Annotated in this window: 27 protein-coding genes; 3 read left to right on the top strand and 24 right to left on the bottom strand. The window is 70.0% G+C overall.

Annotation, left to right across the window (positions count from 1 at the left end):
* Positions 1–231: 231 nt before the first annotated feature.
* From CEK66_RS08420 to CEK66_RS08335, 18 genes are all read right to left on the bottom strand, one after another.
* Positions 232–1,500, bottom strand: coding sequence for an arsenic transporter (locus CEK66_RS08420; protein ID WP_152236585.1), 1,269 nt, complete (start codon positions 1,498–1,500; stop codon positions 232–234).
* Between the two features lie 259 nt (positions 1,501–1,759).
* Positions 1,760–2,209: a hypothetical protein gene (locus tag CEK66_RS08415; protein ID WP_152182012.1), complete on the bottom strand. Its 450-nt coding sequence runs from the start codon at positions 2,207–2,209 to the stop codon at positions 1,760–1,762.
* Between the two features lie 341 nt (positions 2,210–2,550).
* Complete coding sequence (locus CEK66_RS08410; RefSeq protein ID WP_226978539.1) at positions 2,551–3,291, bottom strand: tetratricopeptide repeat protein; 741 nt, start codon at positions 3,289–3,291, stop codon at positions 2,551–2,553.
* 97 nt (positions 3,292–3,388) lie between these two features.
* Positions 3,389–4,207 carry a prolyl oligopeptidase family serine peptidase gene (locus tag CEK66_RS08405; RefSeq protein ID WP_017910657.1) on the bottom strand — a complete coding sequence of 273 codons (819 nt, stop codon included), beginning with the start codon at positions 4,205–4,207 and terminating at the stop codon, positions 3,389–3,391.
* 211 nt (positions 4,208–4,418) lie between these two features.
* Entirely contained in the window at positions 4,419–5,777 is a 1,359-nt protein-coding gene (gene mgtE, locus CEK66_RS08400) for a magnesium transporter (protein WP_010344112.1), read from the bottom strand.
* 411 nt (positions 5,778–6,188) lie between these two features.
* Positions 6,189–7,895 (bottom strand): phosphoenolpyruvate--protein phosphotransferase, encoded by a 1,707-nt coding sequence (gene ptsP, locus CEK66_RS08395; RefSeq protein WP_152236583.1) that lies wholly within the window; start codon positions 7,893–7,895, stop codon positions 6,189–6,191.
* A gap of 58 nt (positions 7,896–7,953) precedes the next feature.
* On the bottom strand, positions 7,954–8,223 hold the full coding sequence (locus CEK66_RS08390) for an HPr family phosphocarrier protein (RefSeq protein WP_010344110.1): 270 nt from the start codon (positions 8,221–8,223) through the stop codon (positions 7,954–7,956).
* A complete protein-coding gene (locus CEK66_RS08385) occupies positions 8,216–8,608 on the bottom strand; it encodes a PTS sugar transporter subunit IIA (RefSeq protein WP_017910659.1) in 393 nt (130 codons plus the stop codon). Before CEK66_RS08385 ends, CEK66_RS08390 begins: the two co-directional genes overlap by 8 nt.
* A 145-nt stretch (positions 8,609–8,753) precedes the next feature.
* Positions 8,754–9,632 carry an RNase adapter RapZ gene (gene rapZ / locus CEK66_RS08380; protein WP_017913816.1) on the bottom strand — a complete coding sequence of 293 codons (879 nt, stop codon included), beginning with the start codon at positions 9,630–9,632 and terminating at the stop codon, positions 8,754–8,756.
* Entirely contained in the window at positions 9,629–10,579 is a 951-nt protein-coding gene (gene hprK / locus CEK66_RS08375; RefSeq protein ID WP_017910661.1) for an HPr(Ser) kinase/phosphatase, read from the bottom strand. Before hprK ends, rapZ begins: the two co-directional genes overlap by 4 nt.
* Positions 10,576–11,028, bottom strand: a complete 453-nt coding sequence (locus tag CEK66_RS08370; RefSeq protein WP_017913815.1) for a PTS sugar transporter subunit IIA — start codon at positions 11,026–11,028, stop codon at positions 10,576–10,578. The genes hprK and CEK66_RS08370 overlap by 4 nt, the downstream gene beginning before the upstream one ends.
* Before the next feature lie 21 nt (positions 11,029–11,049).
* Positions 11,050–11,367, bottom strand: a complete 318-nt coding sequence (gene raiA, locus CEK66_RS08365) for a ribosome-associated translation inhibitor RaiA (RefSeq protein WP_152236581.1) — start codon at positions 11,365–11,367, stop codon at positions 11,050–11,052.
* 50 nt (positions 11,368–11,417) lie between these two features.
* Positions 11,418–12,881 (bottom strand): RNA polymerase factor sigma-54, encoded by a 1,464-nt coding sequence (locus tag CEK66_RS08360; protein ID WP_152236579.1) that lies wholly within the window; start codon positions 12,879–12,881, stop codon positions 11,418–11,420.
* 43 nt (positions 12,882–12,924) lie between these two features.
* A complete protein-coding gene (gene lptB, locus CEK66_RS08355; protein WP_019799410.1) occupies positions 12,925–13,644 on the bottom strand; it encodes an LPS export ABC transporter ATP-binding protein in 720 nt (239 codons plus the stop codon).
* Positions 13,644–14,237: a lipopolysaccharide transport periplasmic protein LptA gene (gene lptA, locus CEK66_RS08350; protein ID WP_152236577.1), complete on the bottom strand. Its 594-nt coding sequence runs from the start codon at positions 14,235–14,237 to the stop codon at positions 13,644–13,646. Before lptA ends, lptB begins: the two co-directional genes overlap by 1 nt.
* Complete coding sequence (lptC, locus tag CEK66_RS08345) at positions 14,215–14,781, bottom strand: LPS export ABC transporter periplasmic protein LptC (protein WP_152182017.1); 567 nt, start codon at positions 14,779–14,781, stop codon at positions 14,215–14,217. The genes lptA and lptC overlap by 23 nt, the downstream gene beginning before the upstream one ends.
* On the bottom strand, positions 14,778–15,326 hold the full coding sequence (locus CEK66_RS08340) for an HAD hydrolase family protein (RefSeq protein WP_017910666.1): 549 nt from the start codon (positions 15,324–15,326) through the stop codon (positions 14,778–14,780). The genes lptC and CEK66_RS08340 overlap by 4 nt, the downstream gene beginning before the upstream one ends.
* Positions 15,327–15,414: 88 nt before the next feature.
* Positions 15,415–16,416: a KpsF/GutQ family sugar-phosphate isomerase gene (locus CEK66_RS08335; RefSeq protein WP_017910667.1), complete on the bottom strand. Its 1,002-nt coding sequence runs from the start codon at positions 16,414–16,416 to the stop codon at positions 15,415–15,417.
* 52 nt (positions 16,417–16,468) lie between these two features.
* Between CEK66_RS08335 and CEK66_RS08330 the strand changes: the two genes are divergently transcribed.
* From CEK66_RS08330 to CEK66_RS08320, 3 genes are read left to right on the top strand one after another with little or no spacing between them, the layout of a single operon-like run.
* Positions 16,469–16,711 (top strand): BolA/IbaG family iron-sulfur metabolism protein, encoded by a 243-nt coding sequence (locus CEK66_RS08330; protein WP_017910668.1) that lies wholly within the window; start codon positions 16,469–16,471, stop codon positions 16,709–16,711.
* 47 nt (positions 16,712–16,758) lie between these two features.
* A complete protein-coding gene (gene murA / locus CEK66_RS08325; protein WP_010344097.1) occupies positions 16,759–18,033 on the top strand; it encodes a UDP-N-acetylglucosamine 1-carboxyvinyltransferase in 1,275 nt (424 codons plus the stop codon).
* A complete protein-coding gene (locus CEK66_RS08320; protein WP_010344096.1) occupies positions 18,030–18,344 on the top strand; it encodes a hypothetical protein in 315 nt (104 codons plus the stop codon). Before murA ends, CEK66_RS08320 begins: the two co-directional genes overlap by 4 nt.
* A gap of 458 nt (positions 18,345–18,802) precedes the next feature.
* On the opposite strand, the gene CEK66_RS08315 is transcribed toward CEK66_RS08320, so the two are convergent.
* From CEK66_RS08315 to purM, 6 genes are all read right to left on the bottom strand, one after another.
* Positions 18,803–19,486 (bottom strand): DUF3108 domain-containing protein, encoded by a 684-nt coding sequence (locus tag CEK66_RS08315; protein WP_017910671.1) that lies wholly within the window; start codon positions 19,484–19,486, stop codon positions 18,803–18,805.
* Positions 19,487–19,488: 2 nt separating this feature from the next.
* Positions 19,489–20,343: a DUF3108 domain-containing protein gene (locus tag CEK66_RS08310; RefSeq protein ID WP_152236575.1), complete on the bottom strand. Its 855-nt coding sequence runs from the start codon at positions 20,341–20,343 to the stop codon at positions 19,489–19,491.
* A gap of 67 nt (positions 20,344–20,410) precedes the next feature.
* Positions 20,411–21,064 carry a phosphoribosylglycinamide formyltransferase gene (gene purN / locus CEK66_RS08305; RefSeq protein WP_152236573.1) on the bottom strand — a complete coding sequence of 218 codons (654 nt, stop codon included), beginning with the start codon at positions 21,062–21,064 and terminating at the stop codon, positions 20,411–20,413.
* Positions 21,061–21,507: a hypothetical protein gene (locus CEK66_RS08300; protein WP_043095727.1), complete on the bottom strand. Its 447-nt coding sequence runs from the start codon at positions 21,505–21,507 to the stop codon at positions 21,061–21,063. Before CEK66_RS08300 ends, purN begins: the two co-directional genes overlap by 4 nt.
* Before the next feature lie 8 nt (positions 21,508–21,515).
* The gene (locus CEK66_RS08295; protein WP_148829897.1) at positions 21,516–22,145 is read right to left on the bottom strand and encodes a DUF2238 domain-containing protein; all 630 of its coding nucleotides are present in this window, start codon (positions 22,143–22,145) and stop codon (positions 21,516–21,518) included.
* Between the two features lie 5 nt (positions 22,146–22,150).
* Positions 22,151–23,176, bottom strand: coding sequence for a phosphoribosylformylglycinamidine cyclo-ligase (purM, locus tag CEK66_RS08290; RefSeq protein WP_152236609.1), 1,026 nt, complete (start codon positions 23,174–23,176; stop codon positions 22,151–22,153).
* Positions 23,177–23,199: the final 23 nt, after the last annotated feature.

Here is a 23,199-nt window from a genome sequence, read left to right as displayed (position 1 = left end):
GTTGCTTTTCATGGATCAACCGCGGCAGTTGCCGTGGTAAGCCTGTCGCGGCTGAAGCCGCTCCTATGACGGCACCGACAGCTCGCAGACTTCCTCGTAGCAGCGGCTTCGGCCGCGACGCGGTGGGGTAGAAGCCGCCGCGGCCGACCCGCGGTCGCTGCAGGCCGGGCCTGGGTGCCCATCCCGCGGGCTTGGCCGCCATGGGCAATCCGCGAAGTGGGCGCGCGCGACTCAGCCCAGCAGCAGGCGCGCACCCAGCGCGCACAGCAGCGCCGGCGGCATCACCAGCGCGCCGACCTTGAGGAAGCGCCAGAAGCCTACGTCCTCGCCTTCGCGGCGGATCGCGGTGAGCCACAGGATGGTCGCCAGCGAGCCGGTGATCGACAGGTTCGGGCCCAGGTCCACGCCGATCAGCAGCGCGTCCACCACCAGTTGCGGCGGCTGCGCCTGGGCCACGGTGGTGCTGGCGATCAGGCCGGCGGGCAGGTTGTTCATCAGGTTGGAGCCGAACGCCAGCAGGGTGCCGGCGATGCCGGCGGTGGCCTGCGGCGAGTGCGCAGCGGCGTCGGCCAGGGTACGCGCGAGCAGGCCGATCACGCCGGTGCGCGACAGCGCCTCCACCAGCACGAACAGGCCGGCGACCAGCGGCAGCACCGACCACGACACCGCCTTGGCCATCGGCAGCGGCGACTGGCGGCCACCCAGGCACACCACGCCCAGCGTCGCCAGGCCGGCCAGACAGGTCGGCAGGCCCAGGTCCAGGCCGAGCGCGGAGACGCCGACCAGCAGCGCGGCGGTGGCGAGGATGCCGACCAGGGCGAAGGTGCCGCCGCGGGTCAGCGGCACCGTGTCCACGCGCGTGGCGCAATGGCCGGTCAGGTCCTTGCGCTCGGCCCAGCGCAGCATCACGAAGGTCACCCCGATCGCCAGCAGCGACGGCAGCGCGAACGCGGCCATCCACGCGCCCAGGGTCGGCATCTTGCCGCCGTACAGCACCAGATTGGCGGGGTTGGAGATCGGCAGCACGAAGCTGGCAGCGTTGGCGATCAGCGCGCAGGCGAACAGCAGCGGCAGCGGCTTGGCGCCGGCCTTGCGCGCGGCCGCGTACACCGCCGGGGTCAGCACCACCGCGGTGGCGTCGTTGGACAGGAACGCGGTGACCACGATGCCGACGCCGAACACCAGCGCGAACAGGCGCTGGGTCGAGCCCTTGGCCAGGTTCACCGCATGCATCGCCACCCAGTCGAACAGCCCTTCGGCGCGCGCGGTCTCCGACAGCAGCATCATGCCGATCAGGAACAGGTACACGTCCAGGCCCTTGAGTACCGCCTGCCACGCCTCGCCGCCGGGCATCAGCCCCAGCACCATCAGCAGCAGCGCGCCGCCCATCGCCCAGCACGCCTCGGGCAGCTTGAACGGCCGCGCGATCACGCCGGCCGTGGCCAGCGCGCAGATGCCCCAGGTGGCGAAATTGGCCGTGTGCGCGCCGGGCATGCTCATGCCGCCGCAGCCGTGGCACGGGCGCCAAGGCGCGTGCGCGAGCAGGCCGCCGGGGCAGGGCAGGGGAGGGCAACGAGAGCGGGCACGGGCATGGGGCGTCGGGCAGCGGAGTGCGAGGGGCGTGCAGGATAGCAGCGGGGCAGGTGCAGGCCGGGCTGGCATGGGCGCTCTGGCCCCCGCGGTTTAGCTTGCGTAGACACGCGCGGCGTGGTGGGCCGCATATCGATGCACGCCCGGGCCGCGCGGCACCGCGGTGCCGCTACCCCAGATGGCGTGCGAGCCATCCTTGCACGAACGCCACCGGCCCGGTCCGCGGTGGTGGCGTCAGCCCGGCGCTGCGCACGAAGCCGGCGGCGGCCTGCGCCAGCGTCTGGTTGGCACGACGCACGGCCTGCTGCGCGGCCGCCTGCTGCTGGCGCAACTGCACCAGGTGCAGCGACGGCCGTCCGGGCGGTGCGAACTTCTGATCGCGGCGCAGCGCATCGGCGGACAGGCGGGTGGCCTGGCTTGCCTGGTGCAGCGCGTCCAGCGCATCCAGCACCTGCAACAGCCAGCGTCCGCTGTCGCTGAGTTGCAACGCAGCGGCGTCGTCGTGTGCCGGCACCAGCAGTGGCGGAATCGCCGCGCCGGCGACCACCGCTGCGCTCGGCTCCAGGGCGCGCAGGCGGGCATGGAACGCGGTTTGCGATGAAGAGATGGCGGTCGCCATGCCGGGCCTATGCACGAAAGCGCGGACTGTACGCGGTTTGGCGCGTCGCCGCACAGCCGATGGCGTCGCGCAGCTGGAACTGTCGTCGTCGACCGGGCGCGTCACGCGGGGCCGCTGCCGCTGCGCACTGCCTGCAGCGCAGCGGCCATGTTCGCCGCGTTGGGCCCGATCGCACCGTCGGTGTTGCCGGCCGTCGACGTACGCTGCGCGTGTCGGCGACGCACCTGCCAGGCCCGCGCCGATCGGCGTGGCAGTGGACCCATGCACACAGGCCTGCGGCGGTGTCGCTGCCGGAGGCGTGCATCACCTCGGCGCGGCATGCGCGGAAGCGCGGGCAGGACCTAATGCGCTTGCGACGCTGCCCCTTCCATCTGGTCGAGATACTGCAGTTCGTGCAGGGCGACAGCATTGCCGGGTTCAAGCTCCAGCGACTGCTGCAGGGCCGCGCGGGCGCCGGCCTTGTCCGGGGTGTCGATCAACAGCGAGCCGATGCCGCGTAGCGCGATCGCGCGGCCTGCCCGCGTCCGCGGCGAGACGTCGGCCAGGGCCAGCGCCTGCCGATAGGTGGCGAGCGCTTCGTCCGTGCGCCCGAGGTTGCGCAACGCATAGCCGCGTTCGGTGTAGGCGGAGAACAGATACGGCCCGAGCGCGATGGCCTGATCAAGCCATGCCAGCGCCTCCGACCACTGCCGTTGTGCGGCGGCGGCAAAGCCACGCATCTGCAGTGCGTTGGCGCAACTGAGGTCGATCCATTCGGTCGGCTGGCCGTCGTCATGGGCGGCCATGTAGGCCTCGTACTCGTGCACGTCGGCGACGCTGATCACGCGCAGGCCGGGCCGTTGCCAACTGCTGCAATGGGCGATGATCCGGTCCAGCAGGGCGATGTCCGCCGCATCCATGCTGTCCAAGCGTGTCTGCAGCGCGGCGATGTCCTTGCGGTATTCCACGCCGGGGCGGGCGGTCGCCGCCTTGCTCTGCAGGTAGGTGGTGACCGGTTCGGTCAGCGCCTGTGCCGTCGCGCCGTGGCTGGCGCAGGCCAACAGCGCGCACACGATGGCGCACAGCATCCCCTTGTGTCGCATGCATCCCCCTGCATCGAACGGTGATCGAAGATCGGCAGTGCGCGGACAGGCCGGTTACGCCGTCGCGCACGTGCGCGCGGCGCAGGGCGGGCCGCGCTCAGTTGTCCGCGGTCGTCTGCGTGGCGGCGTCGCTGCGCTTCTGCGCGAACAGCCACTGCCACATCTTCGGATCGCGGTAGGTGGCATCCCAGGCGTTGTGGTTGCCCTGCGGGTATTCGGTGTAGCGCACGTCGGCGTCGAGGTTCTTGAATGCACGGACGATCTTGCGGTCGTCGTGCGGCAGCACCACGTCGTCCTGGGCGCCGTGGAAGATCCACACCGGCACGTGCCGCAGGCGCTGCGCCAGGGCGCTGTAGGGGTCGGCCAGATAGGCCACCGGCGTCACCACCAGGTATTCGCGGTCTTCGTGCGGGGAGAGGATCGCGCCGCAGATCGGTACCAGCGCAGCGAAGCGCTGCGGCTGCTTCAGGGCGATCTCCCAGGTGCCGTAGCCGCCCATCGACATGCCGGTCAGGTAGGTGCGCTGCGGGTCGCCGTTGAACTCGGCACTGCTGTCGTCCAGCGCCTGCAGCGCCATGGTCGCGTTGGCGCCGTTCCATTCCTCGCCGTCGGGTGCCTGCGGCATCACCACCAGGGCCGGGAAATCGGCCAGGTGGCGGCGCAGGTACGGGCCCAGTCCGGCCGTGGTCTGGTCGCGGCCATCGTCGCCGCGCTCGCCGGAGCCGTGCAGGAACAGCACCACCGGCACCGGGCCCTGGCGATGCGCCGGCGCCGGCACGAACACCTGGTAGCGGTAGATGCGTCCGTCGAGGCTGAGCTGGCGGCTGACGAAGTGGCCGGTGGCCGGGTCGCTGGGCAGAGTGCTGCAGCCGACCATCGACAGGCACAGCAGAAGCAGCAACGAACGCATCGACATGGCCGGCCCTCGGATGGGAAGGCCGCAGTATCGTGGGCGCGACGTCTCCACGACAACCCGGGCAGGGGCGGCGGACATGCGCCAGTCAGCCGGCGGCCAAGGCGCGTGCTGGCGTGGCGTGACCGTCGTGCACCGGTGGATGCGGCGACGCGCGCTGCTGCCGCTCCGTGCGGCGCGCCGGCGGGAACCGCGCCCGCCGTACGCATACGCCCTACAGTAGGACCAAGGTGGCCAGGCCGAGGAAGCTGAGGAAGCCCATCACGTCGGTCAGCGTGGTCAGGATCACCCCGCCGGCCAGCGCCGGATCGAAGCCCAGGCGCTTGAGCGTCAGCGGCACCAGCACGCCGCCCAGCGCGGCGGTGAGCAGGTTGATGGTCAGCGCCGAGCCGATCACCAGCGACAGCAGCGGCTGCTTGAACCACAGCAGCACGATCAGGCCCAGGCCGATGCCCAGCGCCAGGCCGTTGATCAGCGCCACCGACAGTTCCTTGCGCAGCAGCACGATCACGTTGGAGGCGCCGATCTGGCCCAGGGCCAGGCCGCGCACCATCAGCGCCAGCACCTGGGTGCCGGCGTTGCCGCCCATGCCGGCCACGATCGGCATCAGCGCGGCCAGCGCCACCAGCTTGGCGATGGTGCCCTCGAACTGGCCGACCACGCTGGAGGCGATGAAGGCGGTGCCGAGGTTGATCGTCAGCCACAGCAGGCGGCGCCGGAACGCGCGCCGCACCGGGCTGAACAGGTCCTCGTCCTCGTCCAGGCCGGCGGCGCTCATCGCCTGGTGCTCGGCCTGGTCGCGGATGATGTCGACCACGTCGTCGATGGTGATGCGGCCGAGCAGGATGTTGTTGTCGTCCACCACCGGCGCGGAGATCCAGTCGTGGTCGGAGAACTGCCGCGCGACCTCGTCGGCGCCTTCGCCGACGTCGATGGCCGGCTGCTCGTCGTCGATCAGCCGGTTGATCGGGGTGGAGTCCTCGTGGGTGACCAGCGCCGCCAGCGACACCCGCCCCAGGTACTGGTGGCGGCGGCTGACCACGAACAGGTGGTCGGTGTGGTCCGGCAGTTCGCCGCGCAGGCGCAGGTAGCGCAGCACCACGTCGACGTTGACGTCGGCGCGCACGGTGACCACGTCCGGGTTCATCAGGCGGCCGGCGCTGTCCTCGGGATACGACAGCACCTGCTCGAGCCGCTCGCGGTTCTCGCGGTCCATCGACTTGAGCACTTCGTCGATGACCGTGTCCGGCAGATCCTCGACCAGGTTGGCGAGGTCGTCGATGTCCAGGTCTTCGACCGCGGCGACGATTTCGTCCGGATCCATGTCCGCGAGCAGGCTCTCGCGCACTTCCTCGCCGACGTGGACCAGCACCTCGCCGTCGTCCTCCGGATCGACCAGCCCCCACACCACCTCGCGCTTGCCCGGCGGCAACGACTCCAGCAGGTTGCCGATCTCGGCCGGCGCCAGCGTATTGACCAGCCGCCGCACCGGGCCCAGGCGCCCGCTGTCCAGCGCATCGGACAGCATGCGCAGCTGCCGCGCGGTCTTGTCGTGGCGGACGGCGTCGGCCATGCGCTGCTCCCTTGGGGTGAGGCCGCGCTCCGGAGAAACGCGGTGGGTCAGATGTTCATCCCAACATTATCGCCTGCATGTTGCGGGAAGCACAGTGGATGGCGGGGATTGGGGAGTCGGGATTGGGGATTCGATGCTTCTGCGCGAGCGTGAGGCGCTTCGCTCCTCTGTGGGAGGGGCTTCAGCCCCGACGCTTTATCGGTAAGGCGTCGGGGCTGAAGCCCCTCCCACAAAAAGGCGGCGGGGCAGGCGCTGTCGGAACCGTGCGGTTGCTGCCCAGAGCGTTGGCGATTTTTTCATCGAAGCGCGCAGCGCAGGATGCCGCAACCGGCATCCTTCAATCGAATCCCTGCGTTCCGCAGCCGACCGGCTTCATCCCAATCCCCAATCCCGAATCCCCAATCCCGGCTCTCAAGCCAGCCAACGCTCGATGCCCTTGCGGTCGCGGGCCTGCAGCAGTTTGGCGCCGCGCTGGCGCAGGGTCTGCAGGTCGGTGTCGCGGATCACCTGGCGTACTTCCAGCATCGTCGCCGGGTGCAGGCTGAACTCGCGCAGCCCCAGCGCCAGCAGCATCGGCGTCAGTGCCGGGTCGCCGGCGATCTCGCCGCACACCGCCACCGGCTTGCCATGGGCCTGGCCGGTGGCGATCACCTGCGCGATCAGCCGCAGCACCGCTGGATGCAGTGGTGAATACAGCGCGGCCACTGCTTCGTTGTTGCGGTCGGCGGCGAGCAGGTACTGCACCAGGTCGTTGGTGCCGATCGACAGGAAGTCGATCGTGTCGATGAAGGTATCCAGGGCCAGCGCTGCGGCCGGCACCTCGATCATCGCGCCGAGTTGCACCTGCTCGGCGATGGCATGACCGTCGCGGCGCAACTGCGCGGCGATGCGCTTGAGATGCCGGCGCATCGCCAGCAGTTCCTCGCGCGTGCTGACCATCGGCACCAGCACCCGCACCGGGCCGTAGGCGGAGGCGCGCAGCAGCGCGCGCAACTGGGTGTCGGAGACCTTGGGTCGGGCCAGCGACAGGCGCACGCCGCGCAGCCCCAGCGCCGGGTTTTCTTCGTTGCTCATGGTCAGGCCGGTGCGATCGGCCTTGTCCGCGCCCAGGTCCAGGGTACGGATGGTCACCGGCCGCCCGCTCATGCCCAGCACCGCGTCGCGGTAGGTGTGGAACTGCTCTTCCTCGTCGGGCAGCGCGTCGCGCTGCAGGAACAGGAATTCGGTGCGGTACAGGCCCAGGCCGTCGGCGCCGAGCGCATGCGCGCGGGTGACGTCGTCGCGCGACTCGGCATTGGCCAGCAGGGTGATGTCCACGCCGTCGCGGGTGCGGCTGGGCTTGGAGCGCAGCTTGCCCAGGCTGCGCTGCAGCCTGGCCTGCTCGCGCACGCGGCTGCGGTAGTCGCGCAGGTCGTCCGGGGTCGGGTCGACCAGCACCGCGCCCTGGGTGCCGTCGATGATCAGCACGTCGCCGTCGTTGATCTTCTGCAGCGCGTCGGCGACGCCGACCACCAGCGGCAGGTGCAGGCTGCGCGCCAGGATCGCACTGTGCGACAGCGTGCTGCCGGCGCTGGTGACGATGCCGACCACGCCCTGCGCCTGCAGTTGCGCCAGTTCCGACGGCGCCACGTTCTCGCACACCAGGATTTCGCCAGCCAGGCCTTCGCTGTCCGGCTGGCGCTTCTGCAGGAACGCATGGATCCGCCCGATCACGTGGTCCAGATCGTCCATGCGGCTCTTCAGGTAGGCGTCTTCCATGTCGTCGAACACGGTCGCCAGGCGGTCGCGCTGCAGGCGCAGCGCGTAGTCGGCGCTGTAGCGGCCGGTGCGGATCAGTTCATCCAGGCCGTGCAGCAGTTCCGGGTCGTCGAGCAGCAGCGCGTGCAGGTCGAGGAACTCGCCGACCTCCTTGGCCAGGGCGCCGTGCAGGCGCTGGCGCAGACCGTGCATCTCCTCGCGCGCGGCGTCCACCGCGCGGTGCAGGCGGTCGAGTTCTTCGGGGATCTGTGCGGCGCCGATGCGTTGCTCGGCCACCTCCAGCGCATGCGGCAGGCGCACCCGCGCCCGGCCCAGGGCATTGCCGCGCGAGGCACCATGGCCGGCGATACGCACGCTCACCGCGCGTGCCCCGTGCGGCGGCACCGCGTCCCTGCCTGCGGCCGCCGGCGGCGCATGCTCAGCTGTCCTCGTCGAAGCGCCGCTCGAACAGGTCGACCACGGCCTTGAGTGCCTCGGCTTCGTCGGCGCCGTCCACCCGCACCGTCACCGGCGTGCCCTGTGCGGCGGCCAGCAGCATCACGCCCATGATGCTCTTGGCATTGACCTCGCGGCCCTTGGCCGCCAGCGTGGCGTTGCAGCGGAACGAGGACAGCGTCTGCACCAGCTTGGCAGTGGCGCGGGCGTGCAGGCCGAGGCGGTTGGAGACCAGCAGTTCGCGTTCAAGCATCGTCGATCACCACGCCGTTGCGCGAGCCGGCGGCGGCGGTCGCGGGCAACTGCTCCAGTCCTTGTTCGGGGTAGTTCATGATCCGCAGCAGCATCGGCAGGCTCAACGCCGACACGCGCCGCACCGGCGTGCCCAGGCGCGCCAGCCGTGCGGCGAGGTTGCTCGGGCTGGCGCCGTACAGATCCGTCACCACCAGCACGCCATCGCCGTCGTCCACCCGCCGCAACGCGGCAGATGCGTTCGGTAGCAGCGCGTCGAGGTCGGCGTCGAACGGCACTTCGAACGCTTCGGTTTTCAGCGGCAATTGCCGCAACAGCCGGGTCGCCACGCTCAGCAGCGCGGCGCCGATCCCAGGGTGGGTGATGAGGAGAATGCCACAGGCCATGGGAGAACGTTAACAGGTCAGGCAGGGCGCAGGGAATGCCTGTGGGGAGCGGAGATTGGGGATTCGGGATTGGGGATTCGCAAGAGCCAGAGCAATGCCGCTTTTGCCAATCCCGAATGCCCGATCCCGAATCCCGGCTTTTCGATCAATCCTGCTCGCGATGGAAGGTCGCCACTTCCGGCCAGCCCTGTTCGCGGGCGTGGCGGGCCAGGCGTTCGGCCAGGTACACCGAGCGGTGCTTGCCGCCGGTGCAGCCGAAGGCGATGGTCACGTAGCTGCGGGTGTCGTTGCGCAGCCGCGGCAGCCAGGTGTCGAGGAAGTCGATCAGTTGCGCGGTGTAGCGCTGCACGTCCGGTTGCGCGTCCAGGTACTCGCGCACGCCGCTGTCGCGGCCGGTCATCGGCCGCAGTTCCGGGTCCCAGTGCGGATTCGGCAGCACCCGCGCGTCGAACACGAAATCCGCCTCGGCCGGGACGCCGCGCTTGTAGGCGAAGGACTCGAACAGCAGCGACAAGGTGTTCTCGCTGGACAGCGCGAACTCGGTGGTGACCCGCCGGCGCAGCTGGTGCACGTTGAGCGTGCTGGTGTCGATCACCGCATCAGCCGCCTCGCGCAGCGGCTCGGTCAGGGCGCGCTCGCGCTCGATCGCTTCCGGCAGCGACAGGCCCTGGCGCGACAGCGGATGGCGCCGGCGCGTGTCGGCGTAGCGCTTGATCAGCGCCTCGTCGTTGGCGTCGAAGAACAGCAGTCGCGCATCCAGGCCGAACTGCGCCACCGCCTCGCGCCAGCGCGAGAGCTGACTCAGGTCGCTGTGGCGGCTGCGCACGTCGATGCCCACCGCCAGCTTGCTGGGGCCGGCATCCTCGCGCACCAGGCTCTTGACGAAGGCCGGCAGCAGTTCCACCGGCAGGTTGTCGACGCAGTAGTAGTCCAGGTCCTCGAAGGTCTTCAGTGCCACCGACTTGCCGGAGCCGGACAGGCCGCTGACGATGACCAGGGTGGAGGTGGGGGCGCCGTCGGTCATGGGCTGCGCCGCTCCAGCAGGTTGCTGTGGCGGGCGATGAACATCGCCGCCGGGTCGATGCCCTTGGTGCGCAGGATGTGCAGGCGCGTGGCGGCCTCGGTCAGCACCGCCAGGTTGCGGCCGGGCATCACCGGCAGGGTGATCAGCGGCACGTCCAGGTCCAGCACGTGGCGGGTCCCGGAATCGCCGGTGAGACGTTCGTAGCCATGGGGCGTGGGCTCGGTCATGGGCCGGGTCAGGTGCACGATGAGCCGAAGGTACTTGTTCTTCTTTACAGCCGTGTCGCCGAACATCTCGCGCACGTTGAGCACGCCGAGCCCGCGCACTTCCAGCAGGTCCTGCAGCAGTTCCGGGCAGGTGCCGTCGAGCACGTCGGGGGCGATCTGGGTGAATTCGGGGGCGTCGTCGGCGACCAGGCGGTGGCCGCGGCTGAGCAGTTCCAGCGCCAGTTCGCTCTTGCCCGAACCCGCCTCGCCGGTGATCAGCACGCCGATCGAGTAGATCTCCATGAACACGCCATGCAGGATCACCCGCGGCGCCAGCGTGCGTGCCAGGTGGTAGGACAGGTGATTGAGCAGTTCGTGGCCGCGCTTGGGCGAGACCCACAGCGGCGTGTCGGATTCGTCGGCGGCCGCGCGCAGGTCTTCCGGGCACGACTGGTTCTTGGTGACCACCAGCGCCAGCGGCCGCACCTGCACGATCTTCTCGATGGTCTCCCAGCGCTGGCGCGCGTCCAGCGAGTCCAGCCAGGCCAGTTCCTCGGTGCCGAGGATCTGCACCTTGTTGGGGTAGATGGTGTTGAGATAGCCGGCCAGCGACGGGCGCCGCGAGACCGCATTGCCGGCCTCCAGCACCCGGTGTTCGCCCTTGTGCCCGGCGATCCAGCGCAGGCCCAGGCGGTCGCGCTGCTGGTCGAACAGCTCGCGTGCGTCGATGCTGGTGTTCATGCGGCGGCCCGTGGCGCGCCGCCGAGCAGCGCATACAGTGCGGCGGCGTCCGGCGCATTGCGCAGGGCGTCGCGGAACTCTTCGATCGAGAACTGCTCGGCCAATTCGGACAGCAGCATCAGGTGTTGGTGGGTGTAGTGCGCCGGGACCGCCATGGCGAAGATCAGGTCGACCAGGGTGCCCTGGCCGTCGAAATCGATCGGCTGTTGCAGGCGCAGCAGCGCGCCGCGTGGGGCGTCCAGGTCCGGCGCACGGCCGTGCGGGATGGCGATCCCATGGCCGATGGCGGTGCTGCCGAGCTGCTCGCGCTCGCGCAGGCTGGCGAAGAGTTCATCGGCGCCGGCCTGCTGGCAGGCCAGCAGACCGGCAGCGGTGTGCAGCAGGGTGTCGCGATCGGCGGCCGGAAGCACCTGAGTGCTGACGGCCGCCATCAGATCGGTCAAGGGCATGGCGGCGCAACGTGGGGAGGATCACGCGAGATTGTCGCGCACCTCGGCCGCATGGTGGTCGTGCTTCTTTTCCTTGTGCTTGATGATCAGCCGGTCCAGCTTGTCGGCGAGCAGGTCGATCGCCGCGTACATGGTCTGCGCGGTGGCGTCGGCGTGCAGGGTGCGGCCGGGGACATTGACCGTGGCCTCGACGTGATGGTCGGGCTTGCGCAGCGCCAGCTGGGCGCGGACCTCGATGGTTTCCTCGTAGTGTCGCTTCAGCCGTTGCAGCTTGGTCTCCACATACTCGCGCAGGGCGGGGGTGACTTCGATCTGCTGGCCGTAGGTCTCGATACGCATCGGATACTCCTTGGTTCGGGTTTCACACCTATGAACCATCGCCGCCGCCGCTAGCCGATTCGAACGCGTTCGTGGGAGGCGGAAATGTTCATGGCCTCACGATACTTCGCCACGGTGCGGCGCGCTACAGGCACGCCGGCACTTTTCAGCAGGTCGGCCAGCTTGGCGTCAGAAAGCGGCTTGCGCGGATTTTCCGCCTCGATCAGCCGGCGGATCATCGCCTGGATCGCCGTGCTGGACGCCTCGCCGCCGCTGTCGGTGTCGATGCCCGAGGCGAAGAAGGCGCGCAGCGGGATGGTGCCGCGCGGGGTGCGCACGTACTTGCGGGCGATGGCGCGCGAGATGGTGCTTTCGTGCAGGCCCAGTTCGCCAGCGATCTCGCGCAGGGTCAGCGGCCGCAGCGCCTGTTCGCCGAACTCCAGGAAGCCGGCCTGCTGCTTGAGCAGGCACCGGGTCACCTTGAGCAAGGTCTCGCCGCGCGCCTCCAGGCTCTTCAGCAGCCAGCGCGCTTCCTGCAGTTGCCCGCGCAGGTAGCCGGCGTCGCTTTCGCCGCACTGGCGGATCAGCCGCTCGTAGCCGCGGTGGATGGTGACCTTGGGTTGCGCATGCGCCGACAGCGCTGCATGCCAGACGCCGCGCTGACGCCAGACCACGCAGTCCGGCACCACGTAGGTGTCGCTGCCCAGTTCGCCGATCTGCTTGCCCGGGCGCGGGTCCAGCGAGCGCAGCAGCGTGACCGCGGTGTCGACCTCCGCCGCCGGGCGCTTGAGTTCGTGGGCCAGTCCGGCCACGCCGCTGCGCGGCAACCGCTCCAGCGGACCGTTGGCGATGATGCGGGCCAGCGCCAGCCCCGGCGTGTCCTCGGACAGGGTGTCCAACTGCAGGGTCAGGCACTCGCCCAGGCTGCGCGCGGCGATGCCGGCCGGGTCGAAGCGCTGGATCTGGTGCAGCACGGTGAGGATCTCGTCCTCCTCGGCGGCGATGTCCGGGCGCAGCGTCTCGGCGATCGCGGCCAGCGGCTCGCGCAGGTAGCCGTCGTCGTCGAGCGCGTCGATCAGCGCCGCGCCGATGCTGCGGTCGCGCGCGGACAGCGGCGACAGGTGCAGCTGCCACAGCAGGTGATCGATCAGGGTGTCGGGTTCGGCGACGCGCTCGGCCGCGTTGCCCAGGTCGTCGTCGTCGAACGAACCGCCGCTGCCGCCGGCCCAGGCCGGCTCGGCGTCGGCCCAGTCGGCGCCGTCGGCGGCCTGCGTGGCTTCGCCGCGGTCGCCATCGCCGTCGCTACGTGTCTCGCCTGCCGCGTGGTCGCGGTCAAGTCCGTGGTCGGCGCCTTCGCTGCGTTCGAACGCCGGTGCAGCGTCCTCGGACCACTCCAGCAGCGGATTGCTCTCCACCGCCTCGGCGATCTCCACCTCCAGCTCGGCGCTGGACATCTGCAACAGCTTGATCGCCTGCCGCAACTGCGGCGTCATGACCAGGTGCTGTCCCAGCGATGTCTGCAGCCGTGCTTTCATGCCTGTACCGAGCGCGGAAGGAGCGTAGCCGGCGCGTGCGCGGTCAGAGCCTGAAGGTTTCCCCGAGGTAGACGCGGCGCACGTCGCTGTTGGCCAGCAGCGCTTCCGGCGCCCCCTGCGCCAACACGCTGCCCTCGTTGAGGATATACGCCCGGTCGCAGATTCCCAAGGTTTCGCGCACGTTGTGGTCGGTGATGAGCACGCCGATGCCGCGCTGCTTGAGGTGGGTGACGATGCGCTGGATTTCGCCGACCGAGATCGGGTCGACGCCGGCAAAGGGCTCGTCGAGCAGCATCAGCCGCGGTTTGGCGGCCAGCGCGCGGGCGATCTCGCAGCGGCGGCGTTCGCCGCCGGAGAGGCTGGCGCCGAGCTGGTCGGCGACGTGGCTGATCTGCAGTTCGTCCAGCAGCGCCACCAGTTCGCGTTCCTGGCCGGCGGCGTCCAGATCCTCGCGCAGTTCCAGCACCAGGCGGATGTTGTCGGCGACGCTGAGCTTGCGGAATACCGACGGTTCCTGCGGCAGGTAGCCGACGCCGAGCTTGGCGCGCTTGTACATCGGCAGCGCGGTGATGTCGTTGCCGTCGAGCACGATGCGCCCGGCATCGGCGTCGACCAGGCCGACGATCATGTAGAAGCAGGTGGTCTTGCCGGCACCGTTGGGGCCGAGCAGGCCGACCACTTCGCCGGCCTCCAGGGTCAGCGCAAAATCGCGCACCACTTCGCGCTGCTTGTAGCGCTTGCGCAGGCCTTCGGCGAGCAGCATCACTGGCCTCCTTGTTTCGCAGGCTTGGCCGGCTTGGCGGGCGTCGCGGCCGGTTTGGCGGCAGGCTTCGCGCCGTTCGCAGGCGTGCCGGCCGGAGCAGCGCCAGCGTTCTTCGGCTGGATCACCGTGTGCACGCGCGTGCCGTCGCCGCCGCCCTGCATGTCGCCGGTCTTGGTGTTGTAGACCATGCGCTGGCCGGCATTCGTGCCCTTGGGCGAGGTCATGCGGTAGTTGCCGGTGAGGATCACCGTGTCGTTCGACATGGTGTAGTCGATGTTGTCGGCGACGCCGTCCATCGGCGAGCCGTCGTCCATCAGTTGCTTCAATGTCGCCTGCTTGCCCTTGAGCAGTACGCGATCGATGTCGCCGTTCTTGCGGAAGATGTCGGCCGTGTCGGCATGCACTTCCAGGGTGCCCTGGATGATCACGACGTTGCCCGACAAGTGGCATTTGCCGTTGTCGTCGATCATGTTGCAATCGCTTGCATCGGACTTGATGTCCATCGGCTGGTTGCGATCGGACGACTTGGCCAGCGCCAGGGTCGGCAGCAGCAGGGCGAGCAGGGCGAGCTTAGCGGGCAGCATTCGGTTCATAACGGGACTTGACCTGTGAAAGGAGCTTGTACTGCCGGGATTTCAAGTCGACCTGGAAGCCGACGCCGGTCTGCATCATACCGGGCCGGGTCATGGTGACCGGGTCGGCGGTGCGTGCGCTGTTGGTCTGCGGGAAGACGTCCAGGCTCTGGGTACGGAACGTGGTGGGCGGGATGCTGGGCACCTTGGGGCTGTCGCCGGCGACGTCGTCGCGCAGGCGCAGTTCGTCGCCGTTGGCGCTGACCCAGCCGGTCTTGCTGCGCATTTCCCAGTGCTGGCCGTTGGCGTCGGGCAGCAGGAACAGCGGAGTCACGATCGACATCGTCTGGTCGGCGCGGCTGCGTTCCATCTGCGGCGCGCGCAGGGTCATCGCTTCCTTGCCTTGCTTGTCCAGGCTGACGATCTCGAAGTCGCGGGCGATGTAGTCCACGCTGGCTTCGTCGGACGGATTGCGGCTGGGCTTGCTGCGCTGGTTCCAGGCAGACCAGCCGCTGATCAGGGCGCCGACCAGCAGCAGGCCGCCGAGAGTGGTACGCCAGTTCATGCGCCATGCTCCTGCAGCAGGGACGGGACGTGGCCTTGCGCCGCCAGCAGCACGTCGCACAGTTCGCGGGCGGCGCCTTCGCCGCCGCGGGCGCGGGTGGTCCAGTGCACGTGTTCGGCGGTCCAGGGATGGGCGTTGGCCGGTGCCACCGCCAGGCCGACCACGCGCAGCGGCGCCAGGTCGGGCAGGTCGTCGCCCATGAAGCAGACCTGCTCCAGGCCGATGCCGCGCTCGTCGCACAGCGCCTGCACGCCGGCGCGCTTGTCTTTGACCCCGATCTGTACCAGCAGGCCCAGTTCCTGGCCGCGCTTCTCCGCGGCCAGGCTGGGCCGCGCGGTGATCAGCGCCACGTCGATGCCGTGCCGGCGCAACTGCACCAGGCCCTGGCCGTCGAGCACATTGAAGGCCTTGCTCTCGTTGCCGTCGCGGTCGTAGTACAGGCGGCCGTCGGTCAGCGTGCCGTCGACGTCGAAGCACGCCAGGCGGATCCGGGCGGCGCGGTCGATCAGGTCGGCGGGAAGGTCGGCCAGCGGGGAATAGGGCATGTTCGGGATATCGGGGTGGGGAGGCCGGCTTTCCAGCGGCCAGGGCCAGCGGCGTGGGACACCGCGGGCAGTGAACGGGTTCAGCCTGTTAAACCACTCTGGCGCGCAACAGGTCGTGAATGTTGAGCGCGCCGACCGCGCGGCCGGCCGTGTCGACCACGATCAGGCCATTGATCTGGTGGGTTTCCATCAACCGTGCGGCCTCGGCGGCGAGCTGGTCGGCGCCGATGGTGCGGGGCTGCCGGGTCATCACCTCGGCGATACGGGTCTGGCGCACGTCCAGCGCGCTGTCCAGGGCGCGGCGCAGGTCCCCGTCGGTGAACAGCCCGAGCAGGCGGTCGTCGGCGTCCACCACCGCGGTCATGCCCAGGCGCTTGCGGCTCATCTCCACCAGCGCCTCGCTGAGGCTGGCGTCCTCGCGCACCTTGGGCAGTTCGTCGCCGCGGTGCATGACGTCGGTGATGTGCAGCAGCAGGCGGCGGCCGAGGCTGCCGGCCGGGTGCGAGCGGGCGAAGTCGTCGGCGGTGAAGCCGCGCGCGTCCAGCAGCGCCACCGCCAGCGCATCGCCCAGCGCCAGCGAGGCGGTGGTGCTGGAGGTCGGCGCCAGGTCCAGCGGGCAGGCCTCGGCCGGCACGCTGACGTCCAGGTGCAGGTCGGCCTCGCGCGCCAGCGTGGACTGCGCGCGCCCGGTCATCGCGATCACCGCGTTGCCCTGGCGCTTGAGCACCGGCAGCAGCATCAGGATCTCGTCGGACTCGCCGGAATAGGACAGCGCCAGGACCACATCGGCATCGGTGATCATGCCCAGGTCGCCATGCCCGGCCTCGCCCGGGTGCACGAAGAACGCCGGGGTGCCGGTGGAGGCGAGGGTGGCGGCGATCTTGCGCGCCACATGGCCGGACTTGCCCATGCCGGTGGCGACCACGCGCCCGCGCGAACCCAGGATCAGCCGGCAGGCGGCCGCGAACTCGGCGCCGATGCGCGCGCCGACCGCCGCCAGCGCGGCTTGCTCGATCTCGACCACGCGACGGCCGCTGGCGACCAGGCCGGCGTCGTCGGGCGTCGTGGGAGACAGGGGCGATACATCCATGCGGGTGCCGGTCGGAGGGTAGAATGGCCGATCATTTTATTAGGAAAGCCCGGTGGACGCCGAAACCATCCGTAAACTCATCGAGGCCGGCTTGCCGGACGCGCAGGTGCAGGTGCAGGGCGACGACGGCGTGCACTTCGAGGCCACCGTGGTCAGCGCCGCCTTCGCCGGCAAGCTGCCGCTGGCCCGCCACCGCATGGTCTACGCCACCCTGGGCGAGCTTATGGGCGGGGCGATCCACGCGCTGGCCCTGACCACCCTGACCCCCGAGCAGGCCGGGCGCGCCGCCGGCTGAGCCGCCGCGCGCCCGTTTCTCCCCTTTTCAATTCCCCCACGAGACCCATGGCCAAAATCGTAGTGACCGGCGGCAACGCGCTGCACGGTGAAGTCAATATTTCCGGCGCCAAGAACGCCGTGCTGCCGATCCTCTGCGCGACCCTGCTGGCCGATGCGCCGGTGGAGATCACCAACGTGCCGCAGCTGCACGACGTGATCACCACGGTGAAGCTGCTCGGCGAGCTGGGCGCGGAAGTCACCATCGACGAAGGCACGCTGTCGCGCGGCAGCGCGATCACCGTCGACCCGCGCAAGGTCCACCAGCACGTCGCACCGTACGAACTGGTGCGCACCATGCGCGCCTCGATCCTGGTGCTGGGCCCGTTGCTGGCGAAGTTCGGCGCGGCCGAAGTGTCGCTGCCGGGCGGTTGCGCGATCGGCTCGCGGCCGGTCGACCAGCACATCAAGGGCCTGCAGGCGCTGGGCGCGGAGATCAGCGTCGAGAACGGCTACATCAAGGCCAGCAGCAACGGCCGGCTCAAGGGCGGCCGCTACGTGTTCGACATGGTCAGCGTCACCGGCACCGAGAACGTGCTGATGGCCGCGGCCCTGGCCGACGGCACCACCGTGCTGGAGAACGCGGCGATGGAGCCGGAGGTCAGCGACCTGGCCGACTGCCTGATCGCGCTGGGCGCGAAGATCGAAGGCGCCGGCACCTCGCGCATCGTCGTGCACGGCGTGGAGCGCCTGTCCGGCGGCCGCCACGCGGTGCTGCCGGACCGCATCGAGACCGGCACCTTCCTGGTCGCCGCGGCGATGACCGGCGGCAGCGTGACCGTGCGCCGCGCGCGCGCCGACACCCTCGACGCGGTGCTGGACAAGCTCACCGAGGCCGGCGCCAGTATCGAGACCGGCGAGGACTGGATCCGCCTTGACATGCACGGCAAGCGCCCGCGCGCGGTCAGCCTGACCACCGCGCCGTATCCGGCGTTCCCCACCGACATGCAGGCGCAGTTCATGGCGCTCAACTGCGTGGCCGACGGCGTCGGCGTGATCAACGAAACGATCTTCGAGAACCGTTTCATGCACGTCAACGAACTGCTGCGCCTGGGCGCGGACATCCAGATCGAGGGCCACACCGCGATCGTGCGCGGCGCCGAGCGGCTCAGCGGCGCGCCGGTGATGGCCACCGACCTGCGCGCCTCGGCCTCGCTGATCCTGGCTGGCCTGGTCGCTGACGGCGACACCACCATCGACCGCATCTACCACCTGGACCGGGGGTACGAGAACATCGAGGAGAAGCTGGGGGCGCTGGGCGCGTCCATCCGGCGCGTCGCATGATCCTCAGCGGCCGCTTCAGCCGCCGGCGCAAGGTATTGCTGGCGATCGTGGTGGTGCTGCTGGCCTGGGTGGGCTATGCCTGGTACACCGGCATCGCCATCACCCAGGGCATCGAGGAGCGCGACATGGACTGGAACGGCGATGGCCAGGTCACCCGCGACGAGATCTGGCAGTCGTTCTACGCGGTCGGCGTCAGCCGCACCCAGAACGGCCCGCGCGAGTGCAGCACCTTCTACTGGCGCAGCACCGGCGCGCAGATCCGCGTGGATTGCCGCACCACCTTCAAGGCCGCGCCGGCGGAGAAGAAGTAACGGCGTGGGGCAGGGCGCTGACTGGGCGGCGCCCGCCCAGGCTGTGCACCAAGGGAGAGCGCTACCTGTCGCCTCGTTGCATGTTCGATGGATGGGCGTTGACTCGCGCCGTTCGGAGCTTCTGCAATCGCTCGCCGGTTTCCGCAGGGCGATTCGCGTACTCGCGTCGGGGCTGAATCCCCTCCCACATGGGACGCCACGCGCTGCGTTGGGAACTGCTGCTGCGCTTTCCCAAATCCCAAATCCCAATCCCGGCTCAGCGCGTCGGGGCTGAAGCCCCTCCCACATGGGAAGCACCACGGGCAGGGAATTGCTGTTGCGATTCCCCAATCCCAGCCCACACACGGGAACGATCAAGCGCGGGAAACCGCTTTCACGATTCTCCACTCCCGATTCCCAATTCCCGCGGCGAAGCCGCTGTCACGATTCCCGAATCCCCATTCCCCAATCCCGGCTTCTCAGCGCAACGCCTTGATCGTCAGGTCCAGCGCGTCCTGGCCGTTCTCGCGCTGCAGGATGCGCACCGGCACCGGCATGTCCGGCACGATCCAGGCAATGATTTCCTTGGAGCCGTCGGTGCGGCTGACCTTGGTCGCCTGCTCGGTCTTGCCGTTGACGGTGACCGCTTCCTTGCCGGCGACGCGGTAGGTCATCGGCTTGGCGCGGCCCTCGTCGACCATGCGGTAGCTCGGGGTCTTGCCGGCGTTGACGTCGCGCGCGATCGCCAGGTTGATCAGCAGCGCGTCCATGTCGCCCGGCTGCAGCTTCACCGGGCCGCGGCGGTCGGCCTTGAGATCGCCGCCCCAGGTCGCCTGGCCGGTGCTCCAGTCGTAGTTGGCGGTCACCGCCTTCTTCTTGATCAGGAACACCGAGCGGTCGTCGCTGCTGAGCGGACGCAGCTGCCCGCCCTTTTCCTCGAACACGGTGCTCTGGCTGAGGTCGGCGACCTGGTTCTTGATCGCCAGGCTGTAGCGCCAGCGGTCGGCGCCTTGCTTGGCCAGGGTCATCACGCCGTTGGCCTGCATGCCCATGTAGCTGGCCTGGTAGTCCGCGGTGAACGGCTCCAGGGCCAGGGCGGGCAGGCTCGCCGTGGCCAGCAGGGCGGCGGCGAGGGCGGTCAGCGGGCGGGCGATGCGGGTCATGGTCAGGCTCCTTGGTATTCGGTCAGGCGCAGGTCGATGCGGTCTTCGCCATCTTCGCGCTGCAGGATGCGCACCGGCGTCGGCACGCCGTTGGCGATCCACAGGATGGTCTCATTGCGGCCGCCATTGGTGCGCGACACCCGCAATGCGTCGTAGCTGATGTCGCCGACCTGCACGGTCTCGGTCTGGTCGGCGGCGCGGTAGACATGTTCGCGCACCCGGCCGACGTCGACGAAGCGGTAGGTCATGGTCTTGCCGGGCTGCGCGTCGCGCATCAGCGAGAGATTGAGCAGCAGCGCGCTCTGGTCGCCGGGCTGCAGCGGGATCGGCGCCTGCCGGTCCTTCTTCAGGTCGCCGTCCCAGCGCGCCACGCCCTGTTTCCAGTCGTACACGCCGGTGACCTTCTTGCCGAAGAACACCGCCTTCTTGACCGTGCTCTGGCTTTGCGGGACGTAGCGGCCGTCCTGCACGGTGAACACCGTGCTCTGCTCGATGTTCAGGCCGAGGATGCTGGCGAAGCCGCTGCGGCCATGCACGCCCAGGTCGACCCGCCACTGGTCGCCGCCGGTATGCACCACGTCCATGCGCGCGTCGCCGGCCGGCTTGCCCTTGTACAGGGCATCGTAGGTGGCGACGAAGGGCTGCAGCGGCGGCGGCGTCCAGGCCTCCGCCGGCAGCGCCGGCGCCGCGGCAGGTGCAGGTGCAGGTGCGCCGGTGGCGGGCGCGGTCGGGGCGGGGGCGGTCTGCGGCGCCGGCTGCGCGGCGGGCGCCGGCGCGACCTGCGCAGCGACGATGGGCGCCAGCAGGCCGAGGCCGGACGCGACGAGGAAGGCGAACGGACGCGGAGCGAGCTTCATGGGATCGGCTGGCGTGAGCGGGAGGGAAGAGGGGGAGGGAGGAGCCGCGGAAGGTGCGGCAGCGCATTCAGGGAAGCAGCACGTCGTCGCAATCTAGGCGCAGCGGACTAAACCGGCACTGACCGTCCAGCCAGACCTTGCCGTCCCGTTCAGACAGGCGGCCCGCCACGGCCAGCCGCAGCACCGCGCACAGCAGCCGGTGTTCGCGCGGCAGCAGGCGCTGCGCCAGGTCGTCGGGACCGTCGCCGGGCTGCACCGGCACCCGCACCTGCGCGATCACCGCGCCGGCGTCCAGTTCCGGCACCACGAAATGCACGCTGGCGCCGTGTTCGGCGTCGCCGGCCGCCAAGGCCTGGGCATGGGTGTGCAGGCCGCGGTACTTGGGCAGCAGCGAGGGGTGGATGTTGAGTAGGCGCCCGCCGAAGCGCTGCACGAAGCCGGCGCCGAGAATGCGCATGTAGCCGGCGCAGACCACCCAGTCCGGCCGTGCCGCGGCGACCGCGTCGCCCAGCGCCTGCTCGAAGGCGACGCGATCGGGGAAGTCCTTGGGCCGCGCCGACCAGCGCCGGTCCGGCGCCACCATCGCCAGCGCCGGCGCCTCCGGACGATCGCCGAACACGCCGACCACCTCGGCATCGAGGGTGCCGGCGGCGATCGCGGCGAGGATGGCCTGCAGGTTGGAGCCGCGCCCGGAGGCGAGGACAGCGAGGCGAAGCGTCATCGGACAGGATTCCGGAACAGGGCGTCCACCGCGGGGCGTTGCAGCGTCAGCAAGGTGGCGATGCCCAGCGCGGTGCCCAGCGGGAAGCCGAAGCAGGTGATCACGGCGCCGGCGTAGCACAGCCCCAACTGGCGGCGGTGGCGCAAGGCGCGCGCAACCAGCACCTTGAGCAGCAGCGCGAGCAGGCCGAAGCCGAGCAGGATCGACAGCATCACGATCGCAATGACGCCGCTCTGCGCCTGGTCCGGGCTCTGGCCGACGGCGTTGAGCTGCGCCTCCTCGTGCACGCCGTAGGCCAGCAAAGCGCCCACCAGCAGCACCACGACGACCTGCAGCCCCGCCATGACGGCATACAGCGTCGCCAGGGTGTTCAGGTCGGAGGTGGCACGCACCACATCGGCGGCATGGCCGCCGGGGGCGGGAAGAGGCGGTGGCAGCGACATCGTCGGTCTCAGCGCGGGGTGGAGGGAAGCGGGCGCGGGGTGCGCCGCCACGGCCAGGCGCTGGCGCAGCCCAGCGTGGCCAGCAGCATGTCCATGTGCGCATCCCAGGGATCGCCCTGCTGGCCGTTGTAGGACTCGGCCTGCTCCGGCGACAGCAGTAGCGCGATCAGCCATTCCAGCCATTCGTAGACCAGGCTGACGCACATGATCGCCATCGTCGCCAAAACGAAGGCCTGCCGCGCCGACAGCGCCGGCCAGCGCTGGCGCGCGTGATCGCGCAGTGCCGGCGCGAAGCACGCCCCGAACAGCAGGTGGATCAGCCGGTCGGTGTGATTGCGCTGCCAGCCGAACGCCGCGCTCGGCGACCAGCCACCGGTCAGCGCGCGCAGCCACTGGTCGTAGGGCACATTGGAGTAGAGCCAGTGCGCGGCGACGTTGTGCACGCTGATGAAGAGGCAGATGGCGGCGAAGTGGCCGGTGCGCAGCGGCCAGCGCCGGTCGTGCCAGACCAGCCAGACCAGGCCCAGCACTGCCAGGGAGCTGTGCATGGCCTGTTCCGCCGGCCACAGCGGCCGCAGCCAGCTGGTGGCGAACACCGCCAGCGCCAGCGTCAGCCAGGCGCGCTTGGCCGCCGCCATGCGGCTCAGCCGATGTGCACGCGTTCGCCGGCGTCCGCGGCGGCCACCACCGCGCCGATCTGCCAGTGCGCCAGGCCCAGGGTGTCCAGGCTGCGCTCCAGCGCGGCCACCTGCTCCGGCGCGGCGACCAGCACGAAGCCGATGCCGCAGTTGAAGGTGCGCCACATCTCGCTGTCGGCCACCGCGCCTTCGCGCTGCAGCCACTCGAACACCGGCGGCAGGGTCCAGGCACTGGCGCGGATGTCCAGGCCCAGGCCGTCCGGGATGACCCGGATGATGTTCTCGGTCAGGCCGCCGCCGGTGATGTGCGCCATGGCATGGATGGCTTCGCCCTGTTCGCGCAGCAGCGACAGGATCGGCTTGACGTACAGCGCGGTCGGCGCCATCAGCGCGTCGGCCAGGGCCGCGCCGCCGACCTGCAGGTCGGCCGGGCGCCCGGCGCGGTCGTAGATGCGGCGGATCAGCGAGTAGCCGTTGGAATGCGGGCCGGAGGAGGCGATGCCGATCAACACGTCGCCCTGGCGCACGCGGGCGCCGTCGAGCAGCTGCGACTTCTCCACCGCACCGACGGTGAAGCCGGCCAGGTCGTACTCGCCCGGCGGGTACATGTCGGGCATTTCCGCGGTCTCGCCGCCGATCAGCGCGCAGCCGGCCAGTTCGCAGCCGCGGGCGATGCCGCCGACCACCGCCACGGTGGTCTCCACGTCGAGCTTGCCGGTGGCGAAGTAGTCCAGAAAGAACAGCGGCTCGGCGCCCTGCACCAGCACGTCGTTGACGCACATGCCCACCAGGTCGATGCCGATGGTGTCGTGGCGGCCGAGCTGCTGCGCCAGCTTCAGCTTGGTGCCGACGCCGTCGGTGCCGGACACCAGGACCGGCTCGCGGTACTTGCCGGACAGGTCGAACAGCGCGCCGAAGCCGCCCAGCCCGCCCATCACTTCGGGGCGGAAACTGCGCTTGACCAGGGGCTTGATGCGTTCGACGACGGCGTTGCCGGCATCGATGTCGACGCCGGCGTCGCGGTAGGTCAACGGGGCGGCGGCGGGGGGCTGGG

It is taken from the genome of Xanthomonas sp. LMG 12460 (assembly GCF_009192895.1).
Classification (GTDB): domain Bacteria; phylum Pseudomonadota; class Gammaproteobacteria; order Xanthomonadales; family Xanthomonadaceae; genus Xanthomonas_A; species Xanthomonas_A sontii.
This window is presented reverse-complemented; position numbering and strand designations above follow the sequence as displayed.

What these genes read in the sequence shown, in the direction of transcription:
- CEK66_RS08420 (WP_152236585.1), bottom strand. Translation starts at nt 1,500, where the DNA reads ATGAGCATGCCCGGCGCGCACACGGCCAATTTCGCCACCTGGGGCATC.
- CEK66_RS08415 (WP_152182012.1), bottom strand. Translation starts at nt 2,209, where the DNA reads ATGGCGACCGCCATCTCTTCATCGCAAACCGCGTTCCATGCCCGCCTG.
- CEK66_RS08410 (WP_226978539.1), bottom strand. Translation starts at nt 3,291, where the DNA reads ATGCGACACAAGGGGATGCTGTGCGCCATCGTGTGCGCGCTGTTGGCC.
- CEK66_RS08405 (WP_017910657.1), bottom strand. Translation starts at nt 4,207, where the DNA reads ATGTCGATGCGTTCGTTGCTGCTTCTGCTGTGCCTGTCGATGGTCGGC.
- mgtE (WP_010344112.1), bottom strand. Translation starts at nt 5,777, where the DNA reads ATGGCCGACGCCGTCCGCCACGACAAGACCGCGCGGCAGCTGCGCATG.
- CEK66_RS08390 (WP_010344110.1), bottom strand. Translation starts at nt 8,223, where the DNA reads ATGCTTGAACGCGAACTGCTGGTCTCCAACCGCCTCGGCCTGCACGCC.
- CEK66_RS08385 (WP_017910659.1), bottom strand. Translation starts at nt 8,608, where the DNA reads ATGGCCTGTGGCATTCTCCTCATCACCCACCCTGGGATCGGCGCCGCG.
- rapZ (WP_017913816.1), bottom strand. Translation starts at nt 9,632, where the DNA reads ATGACCGACGGCGCCCCCACCTCCACCCTGGTCATCGTCAGCGGCCTG.
- hprK (WP_017910661.1), bottom strand. Translation starts at nt 10,579, where the DNA reads ATGAACACCAGCATCGACGCACGCGAGCTGTTCGACCAGCAGCGCGAC.
- CEK66_RS08370 (WP_017913815.1), bottom strand. Translation starts at nt 11,028, where the DNA reads ATGCCCTTGACCGATCTGATGGCGGCCGTCAGCACTCAGGTGCTTCCG.
- raiA (WP_152236581.1), bottom strand. Translation starts at nt 11,367, where the DNA reads ATGCGTATCGAGACCTACGGCCAGCAGATCGAAGTCACCCCCGCCCTG.
- CEK66_RS08360 (WP_152236579.1), bottom strand. Translation starts at nt 12,881, where the DNA reads ATGAAAGCACGGCTGCAGACATCGCTGGGACAGCACCTGGTCATGACG.
- lptB (WP_019799410.1), bottom strand. Translation starts at nt 13,644, where the DNA reads ATGCTGCTCGCCGAAGGCCTGCGCAAGCGCTACAAGCAGCGCGAAGTG.
- lptA (WP_152236577.1), bottom strand. Translation starts at nt 14,237, where the DNA reads ATGAACCGAATGCTGCCCGCTAAGCTCGCCCTGCTCGCCCTGCTGCTG.
- lptC (WP_152182017.1), bottom strand. Translation starts at nt 14,781, where the DNA reads ATGAACTGGCGTACCACTCTCGGCGGCCTGCTGCTGGTCGGCGCCCTG.
- CEK66_RS08340 (WP_017910666.1), bottom strand. Translation starts at nt 15,326, where the DNA reads ATGCCCTATTCCCCGCTGGCCGACCTTCCCGCCGACCTGATCGACCGC.
- CEK66_RS08335 (WP_017910667.1), bottom strand. Translation starts at nt 16,416, where the DNA reads ATGGATGTATCGCCCCTGTCTCCCACGACGCCCGACGACGCCGGCCTG.
- murA (WP_010344097.1), top strand. Translation starts at nt 16,759, where the DNA reads ATGGCCAAAATCGTAGTGACCGGCGGCAACGCGCTGCACGGTGAAGTC.
- CEK66_RS08320 (WP_010344096.1), top strand. Translation starts at nt 18,030, where the DNA reads ATGATCCTCAGCGGCCGCTTCAGCCGCCGGCGCAAGGTATTGCTGGCG.
- CEK66_RS08315 (WP_017910671.1), bottom strand. Translation starts at nt 19,486, where the DNA reads ATGACCCGCATCGCCCGCCCGCTGACCGCCCTCGCCGCCGCCCTGCTG.
- CEK66_RS08310 (WP_152236575.1), bottom strand. Translation starts at nt 20,343, where the DNA reads ATGAAGCTCGCTCCGCGTCCGTTCGCCTTCCTCGTCGCGTCCGGCCTC.
- purN (WP_152236573.1), bottom strand. Translation starts at nt 21,064, where the DNA reads ATGACGCTTCGCCTCGCTGTCCTCGCCTCCGGGCGCGGCTCCAACCTG.
- CEK66_RS08300 (WP_043095727.1), bottom strand. Translation starts at nt 21,507, where the DNA reads ATGTCGCTGCCACCGCCTCTTCCCGCCCCCGGCGGCCATGCCGCCGAT.
- CEK66_RS08295 (WP_148829897.1), bottom strand. Translation starts at nt 22,145, where the DNA reads ATGGCGGCGGCCAAGCGCGCCTGGCTGACGCTGGCGCTGGCGGTGTTC.